Annotated in this window: 7 protein-coding genes, 2 pseudogenes and 1 riboswitch; of the genes and pseudogenes, 6 read left to right on the top strand and 3 right to left on the bottom strand. The window is 73.1% G+C overall.

Annotated features, from left to right (window positions below; all coding sequences use genetic code 11):
• The first annotated feature begins 21 nt into the window (after positions 1-21).
• Positions 22-227: riboswitch (cyclic di-AMP (ydaO/yuaA leader) on the top strand.
• Positions 228-229: 2 nt separating this feature from the next.
• Positions 230-703, top strand: coding sequence for a C40 family peptidase (locus CCN35_RS20665; RefSeq protein ID WP_067392362.1), 474 nt, complete (start codon positions 230-232; stop codon positions 701-703).
• Positions 704-763: 60 nt separating this feature from the next.
• Here the strand turns inward: CCN35_RS20665 and CCN35_RS20660 are convergent, their stop codons facing one another.
• Positions 764-1,222, bottom strand: a complete 459-nt coding sequence (locus CCN35_RS20660) for an ATP-binding protein (RefSeq protein WP_067392368.1) — start codon at positions 1,220-1,222, stop codon at positions 764-766.
• 224 nt (positions 1,223-1,446) lie between these two features.
• Between CCN35_RS20660 and CCN35_RS20655 the strand changes: the two genes are divergently transcribed.
• Together CCN35_RS20655 and CCN35_RS20650 are read left to right on the top strand one after the other, a co-directional pair.
• Positions 1,447-2,307, top strand: coding sequence for a helix-turn-helix domain-containing protein (locus CCN35_RS20655; protein WP_067392373.1), 861 nt, complete (start codon positions 1,447-1,449; stop codon positions 2,305-2,307).
• Between the two features lie 34 nt (positions 2,308-2,341).
• A complete protein-coding gene (locus CCN35_RS20650; RefSeq protein WP_067392376.1) occupies positions 2,342-2,572 on the top strand; it encodes a DUF397 domain-containing protein in 231 nt (76 codons plus the stop codon).
• A gap of 50 nt (positions 2,573-2,622) precedes the next feature.
• On the opposite strand, the gene CCN35_RS20645 is transcribed toward CCN35_RS20650, so the two are convergent.
• Positions 2,623-3,750, bottom strand: a complete 1,128-nt coding sequence (locus CCN35_RS20645) for an 8-amino-7-oxononanoate synthase (RefSeq protein ID WP_067392379.1) — start codon at positions 3,748-3,750, stop codon at positions 2,623-2,625.
• 171 nt (positions 3,751-3,921) lie between these two features.
• Between CCN35_RS20645 and bioB the strand changes: the two genes are divergently transcribed.
• From bioB to bioD, 3 genes and pseudogenes are all read left to right on the top strand, one after another.
• Positions 3,922-5,058: a biotin synthase BioB gene (gene bioB / locus CCN35_RS20640; RefSeq protein ID WP_067392381.1), complete on the top strand. Its 1,137-nt coding sequence runs from the start codon at positions 3,922-3,924 to the stop codon at positions 5,056-5,058.
• Entirely contained in the window at positions 5,051-6,349 is a 1,299-nt protein-coding gene (locus CCN35_RS20635; RefSeq protein WP_067392384.1) for an adenosylmethionine--8-amino-7-oxononanoate transaminase, read from the top strand. The genes bioB and CCN35_RS20635 overlap by 8 nt, the downstream gene beginning before the upstream one ends.
• 1 nt (position 6,350) lies before the next feature.
• A pseudogene (gene bioD, locus CCN35_RS20630) lies at positions 6,351-6,959 on the top strand (dethiobiotin synthase); the annotation flags it as partial.
• Between the two features lie 57 nt (positions 6,960-7,016).
• Here the strand turns inward: bioD and CCN35_RS30275 are convergent.
• A pseudogene (locus CCN35_RS30275) lies at positions 7,017-7,133 on the bottom strand (dethiobiotin synthase); the annotation flags it as partial.
• Positions 7,134-7,209: the final 76 nt, after the last annotated feature.

Genomic DNA, 7,209 nt, shown 5'->3' with positions numbered 1-7,209 from the left:
GCGGCGGGGCGGTCCGGGCGGACGCCGAATCCTGCCGCCGCCCGGATGACCGGTCGACACAAGTGGATCGGCAGGAGTGGAGGACCCAAGCACGACGGGTCGCCGGAACGGCCACGCCGTGGCCGGGCCGGGCGACCCTTGGGGTGAAGCCGCGGCGACGCGGCCGGGCAACTTCGCCAGCCCGAATCCGACAGGTCATCCTTCACAGGCGGCTGACGAAGGGTTGAGCATGACCACGTTCAATCGTGTCCCGTCGCTGATGGCCCGGGCCGGTACGGCCTCGGCCCTGACCCTGGCCGCCGTGGGCGGCTCGATCGTGGCTCCCGGCATGGCCACCGAGGCCGCGGCCGCGACACCCGGCATGAAGGCGCTCAAGGTCGCGGCGTCCAAGAAGGGCGCCCCCTACCAGTGGGGCGCCACCGGGCCCCGGAGGTTCGACTGCTCCGGCCTCACGCTGTACTCGTTCAAGAAGGCGGGCAAGAAGCTGCCCCGCACGGCGGCCCAGCAGTACAACAAGACCCGCCACATCCCCGCGAAGAACCGCCAGGCCGGCGACCTGGTGTTCTTCCACTCGGGCTCACGCGTCTACCACGTCGGCATCTACGCCGGCGGGAACAAGATCTGGCACGCCCCGAAGACCGGGGACGTGGTCAAGCTGCAGAAGATCTGGACGAAGAACGTCTGGTACGGCCGGGTCCGCTGACCCGCCCGGGTGCGGTGACGGCGCCCCGGGGTGCGTCACCGCACCCGCACTCCTCACGCGCTACGGCTCCCGCCGTCCCGTGGCCGTGACCGGCCGGGCCGGGACCGCCCACGGAAGCTCGATGCAGACCGTCTTGCCGCCCTCCCGGGTGGGCCGGACGGTCAGTCTGCCGCCGCGCTCGGCGGCGAGCCACCGAATGATCACCAGGCCCCGGCCGTTGTCCTGCTGGACGGCGGCCGGCAGGCGTTTCGGGAACTTCGGGTGACTGTCGGTCACCCCGATCCGCAGGCATTCGTCCCGCACGAGGACGAGGTCCACCGTGAAGGTGGGTGACTGCCCGCGGGTGTGCTGCACGGCGTTGGTGGCGAGCTCGGAGACGATGAGCCGGACGGCCTCGGCGGTGTCCGTGTCCGGCGGCAGACCCCATTCCTCGAGAGTGCTCACCGCGTAACCGCGGGCCGTGGAGACCGAGGCGGGCTCGCTCGGCAGAGTGACGGATGCTTCCAGGTGGTCTGCCATGGCGACGTCGGCCCTTTCCCAGGGGATCGCAGTCCGACACGGAGCGGATGGTTCGAGTACGGTCCCGGACTGGTGCTTCGCCGCCAGACTGCCATCACCGCACCGGTCTCACGCGGCGATCCACCAGATATGCATATATCTGTCGCTCGATGCGGTGAACTCTGCGCCAACAGCCCCTCCGGGGGGCGGGCCTTGTGGAGCGTTCAAGGAGTGAGGAGCAGTCCATGCAGCACGGTCCCGCGGTACGCCGCCGGAAACTGGGCGCCGAACTGCGCGCACTGCGCACCGGCGCGGGTCTCACCAGCGGTCAGGCGGCCCGGCTGGTGGGCTGGCACCAGTCGAAGGTCAGCCGGATCGAGACCGGCGCCAGCGGGGTGAAGCCGTCCGACGTGCGGTTACTCCTGGACGCGTACGCCGTCCGGGACGCCCAGCTGCGCGAGCTGCTGCTGGTGCTGGCGGGGCTGGACGACGACGGCGGCCGGCACCACTGGTGGCACGCCTACCGCAGCGTACTGCCGCCGACCTACCGGGACTTCATCAGTCTGGAGTCACAGGCGAGCGTGATGCGCACCCTGGAGACCTCGGTCGTCCCGGGGCTGCTGCAGACCCCCGAATACGCGCGCGCCGTCACCCGGGCCGCCCTGGACGGGCTCGACGGCGACCGGCTGGAGGCGCTGGTGGAGGTGCGACTGGCCCGCCAGGACGTGCTGCGCGCCCAGCCGCCGCTGAAGCTGGACGTGGTGCTGGACGAGGCCGTGCTGCACCGGGAGGTCGGCGGCCCCGCGGTGATGGCACGCCAGCTGGAACGGCTGACGGAAGCGGCACAGCTGCCCCATGTACGGCTCCAGGTGCTGCCGTTCGCGACCGGGGAGCACATCGGCATCACCGGTCCCTTCGTCATCTTCTCGTTCTCGGACACCTCCGACCTGGACGTGGTGGTCATCGACCACCTGACGAGTAGCCTCCACCTCGAGCGGAAAGAAGACCTGGAGGCCTACTCCAAGGCCTTCGACACTCTTCGAAGCCGCGCTCTTCCGCCCGAGGAGTCGCTGGACTTCATCACCCGGATGCGCCGCGGCACCTGACGGCGCACCACCGCTCGTCACGTAAGGAGGCACCATGTCCGCTCTGCCTCGGCACGTACCCTCCAGCACCGCTCTGCACGGCGTGCGCTGGCAGCGCAGCAGCCACAGCACCGGAGCCAACAACTGCGTCGAGACGGCCCGGCCGGCCGCGGGACCCTGGGCCGGGCTGATCGCCGTGCGCGACTCCAAGGCCCCCGACGGGCCGGCGCTGCTGTTCTCCCCCGGAAGCTGGGCGGCCTTCACGGCCGCGGCGCACGGCCTCTGAGACACGGTCCGGCCGGTTCCGCATCCGGCGCACGGCCGTGTCACGCCGACTCACGGTCGCGTTTCGCCGATCACCCGTACAGCACGTTCGATCTGCGCCCCGGAGAGGTCCGCGCGGGCGGTCAGCCGCAGCCGTGAGATGCCGTCGGGCACGGAAGGAGGACGGAAACAGCCCACGGCGATTCCGGCCGCACGGCAGTCGGCCGCCCAGCGCACGGCCTCCTCCGGGGAGGGCGCGCGCACCGAGACCACCGCGGCGTCGGGACGCACCGCGTGCAGACCCGCGGCGGTCAGGCGTGCGTGGAGCTCGCCCGCCACCTCGCGGGCGCGCGCCGCCCGCTCCGGTTCGCGGCGCAGCAGCCTCAGCGCCGCCAGGGCCGCCCCCGCGGCCGCGGGGGCGAGACCCGTGTCGAAGATGAACGTCCGGGCCGCGTTGACCAGGTGGTCGATCACCCGTGCGGGCCCCAGGACGGCTCCGCCCTGGCTGCCGAGCGACTTCGACAGCGTGACGGTGACGACCACGTCGTCGGCGCCCGCCAGCCCCGCCGCGTGCGCGGCGCCGCGGCCGCCCGCCCCCAGCACGCCCAGCCCGTGGGCGTCGTCGGCCAGGAGGCCGGCACCGTGCTCCCGGCAGGCCGCGGCGAGCTCCGCCAGCGGGGCGGCGTCGCCGTCGACCGAGAACACCGTGTCGGAGACGACGACCGCCGGCCCCTCGTGGGTGCCGAGCGCCTTGCGCACGGCCTTTGGGTCGGCGTGTCCGACGACCTGCGTGGTCCCCCGGGCCAGCCGGCAGCCGTCGATGAGCGAGGCGTGATTGCCCGCGTCGGAGACGATGAGCGAGCCGTGCGGGGCGAGCGCGGTGACCGCGGCGAGGTTGGCGGCGTACCCGGAGGAGAAGACCAGGGCCGCCTCGAAACCGCAGAAGCCGGCCAGCTCGCGCTCCAGTTCGGCGTGCAGCTCGGTGGTGCCCGTGACCAGCCGGGAGCCGGTCGCGCCGCCGCCCCAGACGCGCGCCGCCTCCGCGGCCCCCGCCACGACCTCGGGGTGGCGGGCCAGCCCCAGGTAGTCGTTGCTCGCGAGGTCCAGCAGCGGCGAGTCGGCGGGGCGGGGCCGCAGCGTCCGTACGAGCCCGGCCCGCCGGCGCGCCCGGGCCTGCTCCTCGATCCAGTCGAACGCCATGGGTCCTCCGGGGTCCTCCGCGGGCAGTGCCCAGACCCTACCGGGCGGCAAGGAGCCCCGTCCGTGGGACCGGCCGCCCCGGGCCTGTGGTCATACCCACACGTCGACGCGCCAGGAGTTGTGCAGACTCTTGTTGGCCCAGGACGGACGCATAGGACAGGATCGGCTTCCATGGACCTGCTGAACACGCTGGTGGACAAGGGGCTCCGGCGCGAGCCGCCGACCCGGGAGGAAGCTCTGGCCGTGCTGGCCACCTCCGACGACGACCTGCTCGACGTGGTGGCCGCGGCCGGAAAGGTGCGCCGCCACTGGTTCGGCCGGCGGGTGAAACTCAACTACCTCGTCAACCTCAAGTCGGGCCTGTGCCCCGAGGACTGCTCCTACTGTTCCCAGCGTCTCGGCTCGAAGGCCGGGATCCTCAAGTACACCTGGCTGAAGCCCGAGGAGGCCGCCGAGGTCGCGGCGGCCGGGCTGGCCGGCGGCGCCAAGCGGGTCTGTCTGGTGGCGAGCGGACGCGGTCCGACGGACCGTGACGTGGAGCGGGTGTCGAAGACCATCAGGGCCATCAAGGAGCAGCACGAGGGCGTCGAGGTGTGCGCCTGTCTCGGGCTGCTCTCCGAGGGCCAGGCCGAGCGGCTGCGGGAGGCCGGGGCCGACGCCTACAACCACAACCTCAACACCTCCGAGGGCATGTACGGCGACATCACCACCACCCACACCTACGCCGATCGGGTGGACACGGTGAACAAGGCGCACGCCGCCGGTCTGTCCCCCTGCTCCGGGCTCATCGCCGGGATGGGGGAGAGCGACGAGGACCTGGTCGACGTGGTCTTCGCGCTGCGCGAGCTGAACCCCGACTCCGTACCGGTGAACTTCCTGATCCCGTTCGAGGGAACGCCGCTCGCCCAGGAGTGGAACCTGACCCCGCAGCGCTGCCTGCGGATCCTGGCGATGGTGCGGTTCGTCCACCCGGACGTGGAGGTGCGGATCGCGGGCGGCCGCGAGGTGCATCTGCGCACCCTGCAGCCGCTCGCCCTGCACCTGGCCAACTCGATCTTCCTCGGGGACTATCTGACCAGCGAGGGCCAGGCCGGCAGGGCCGATCTGGAGATGATCGCGGACGCCGGGTTCGAGGTGGAGGGCGCGGACCAGGTGACGCTGCCGGAGCACCGGGTTCCGGGAGGCTGCCACGAGGGCGGCGCGTGCGGGACCCCGGCGTCCCCCGTCCCCTCGGCGAGCACACCGCGCACGGACCTCGTGGCCGTGCGCCGCCGGGGCGCAGGAACGGACGTCGCGCCCAATGCCTGAGCCGTCTCCTTCGGGCGTGCTGGACGTGGCCGGGCTGCTGGAGCTCGACCGGCGGCATGTGTGGCACCCGTACGGGCCCATGCCCGGCCGTCATGAACCGCTCGTCGTGGAGTCGGCGAGCGGGGTGCGGCTCAGGCTCGCGGACGGCTCGGGCGAGCTGGTCGACGGCATGTCGTCGTGGTGGGCGGCGATCCACGGCTACAACCACCCGGTGCTCAACGAGGCCGCCCGGGAGCAGCTGGCACGGATGAGCCATGTGATGTTCGGCGGGCTCACGCACGAGCCGGCCGTCCGGCTCGCCAAGCTCCTCGTCGACATCACGCCGGACGGTCTGGAGCATGTGTTCCTCGCCGACTCCGGTTCGGTGTCGGTCGAGGTCGCCCTCAAGATGTGCCTGCAGTACTGGCGTTCGCTCGGCCGTCCGGACAAGCGGCGGCTGCTGACCTGGCGGGGCGGCTACCACGGCGACACCTGGCACCCGATGTCCGTGTGCGACCCCGAGGGCGGGATGCACGAGCTGTGGACCGGTGTGCTGCCGCGCCAGGTGTTCGCGGACGCGCCGCCGGCCGGGTACGAGGAGGCGTACGCCGACCATCTGCGAAGGACGGTTCGGCGGCACGCCGACGAGCTGGCCGCCGTGATCGTGGAACCGGTGGTGCAGGGCGCGGGCGGGATGCGCTTCCACTCCCCCGCCTATCTGCGGGTGCTGCGCGAGGTGTGCGACGCGCACGACGTGCTGCTGGTGTTCGACGAGATCGCGACCGGGTTCGGGCGCACCGGCGCGCTGTTCGCGGCGGAGCACGCCGGGGTGACACCGGATGTGATGTGCCTGGGCAAGGCGCTGACCGGCGGCTATCTGACGATGGCGGCGACGCTGTGCACGACACGGGTGGCGGACGGGATCTCGCGGGGCGAGGTGCCGGTGCTGGCGCACGGGCCGACGTTCATGGGAAACCCCCTGGCCGCGGCCGTGGCGTGCGCGTCGACCGAGCTGCTGCTCGGCCAGGACTGGCGTGCGGAGGTCAAGCGGATCGAGGCGGGCCTGCGGGAGGGGCTGGCCCCGGCGGCGGACCTGCCCGGTGTGCGGGACGTACGGGTCCTGGGCGCCATCGGCGTCGTCCAGCTCGACCATCCGGTGGACATGGCCGCGGCGACACGGGCGGCCGTGCGCGAGGGCGTGTGGCTGCGCCCGTTCCGGGACCTGGTGTACACGATGCCGCCGTACGTCACCGGCGACGAGGACGTGGCGCGGATCGCGCGCGCGGTGTGCGCGGCGGCGCGGGAGGGCTGAGATGCCGGTACTGGTGGTCACGGGGACCGGGACGGGGGTCGGCAAGACGGTCGTGACGGCCGCCGTCGCCGCGGCGGCCGTCGCGGCGGGACGGTCGGTGGCCGTGCTGAAGGCCGCGCAGACGGGCGTGGGGCCGAACGAGCGCGGGGACGCCGAGGAGGCCGCACGGCTGGCGGGTCCGGTGACGGCGCGTGAACTGGCCCGCTATCCCGAGCCGTTGGCGCCCGCCACGGCGGCCCTGCGGGCCGGGCGGGCGCCGGTGCGCCCGCACGAGGTGGCCGAGGCCGCCGCCAAGCTGGCCACCGAGCACGACCTGGTGCTGGTGGAGGGCGCGGGCGGGCTGCTGGTCCGCCTCGACGCGTCGGGCGGCACGCTGGCGGACGCGGCGCGGCTGCTGGAGGCCCCGGTCCTGCTGGTGGCCCCGGCCGGCCTGGGCACGCTGAACACGACGGAACTGACGGCCCGTGAACTGCGGTCCCGCGGTCTGGATCTGCTCGGTGTGGTGATCGGCAGCTGGCCGGCCCGTCCGGATCTGGCCTCCCGCTGCAACCTCGCCGATCTCCCCCTCGTGGCCGCCGCCCCGCTCCTCGGCGCCCTTCCCGACGGCGCCGAGGAGCGGGGCGGCGGCCACGAGGGGGAGATCGGCGAGGTTGCAGCGGGAGGCCAGATCCGGACGGGCCGGCCAGCTGCCGATCACCACACCGAGCAGATCCAGACCGCGGGACCGCAGTTCACGGGCCGTCAGTTCCGTCGTGTTCAGCGTGCCCAGGCCGGCCGGGGCCACCAGCAGGACCGGGGCCTCCAGCAGCCGCGCCGCGTCCGCCAGCGTGCCGCCCGACGCGTCGAGGCGGACCAGCAGC

The sequence above is a fragment of the Streptomyces thermovulgaris genome (assembly GCF_002155915.1).
Classification (GTDB): domain Bacteria; phylum Actinomycetota; class Actinomycetes; order Streptomycetales; family Streptomycetaceae; genus Streptomyces; species Streptomyces thermovulgaris.
The sequence above is the reverse complement of the archived record's forward strand: the minus strand, read 5'-3'. Positions and strand labels throughout refer to the sequence as shown.